Raw genomic sequence first — 422 nt, 5'->3', positions numbered from 1 at the left:
GCCGACGGTGTCTCGATCGTGCATGAGACGGTCTATGAGAACCGCTTCGGCTTCACCCAGGCGCTGATCCGCATGGGGGCCAATATCCAGGTCCACCGTGAATGCCTCGGCAGCGTGCCGTGCCGCTTCGGCCAGCGTAACTTCCTGCATTCGGCCGTCATTTCGGGGCCGGTCCAGCTCAAGGGCGTCGATATCGACGTGCCGGACCTGCGCGGGGGATTCAGCCATCTGATCGCCGCCCTGGCTGCCACGGGCACGTCCCGGGTCACCGGCATCGAACTCATCAACCGGGGCTACGAGAGGTTCCAGGACAAGCTGGCAGGCCTGGGGGCGGACTTCGATATCGCAGCCTCTGCGGCAGCCTGAGGGGACCGATGAGCCAAAGCCGTCCGCCGCGCGCAACTTTTGCCGTGCTCGCCGCC

At 66.1% G+C, this 422-nt stretch carries 1 protein-coding gene; it reads left to right on the top strand.

Features of this window, described 5'->3' with window-relative positions; all coding sequences use genetic code 11:
- The coding region (locus AC5RVV_RS18160; RefSeq protein ID WP_494002732.1) for a carboxyvinyltransferase at positions 1-366 on the top strand (366 nt) is incomplete at its 5' end.
- Positions 367-422: the final 56 nt, after the last annotated feature.

This window comes from Arthrobacter sp. MDT2-34-1 (assembly GCF_059091365.1).
The sequence above is the reverse complement of the archived record's forward strand: the minus strand, read 5'-3'. Positions and strand labels throughout refer to the sequence as shown.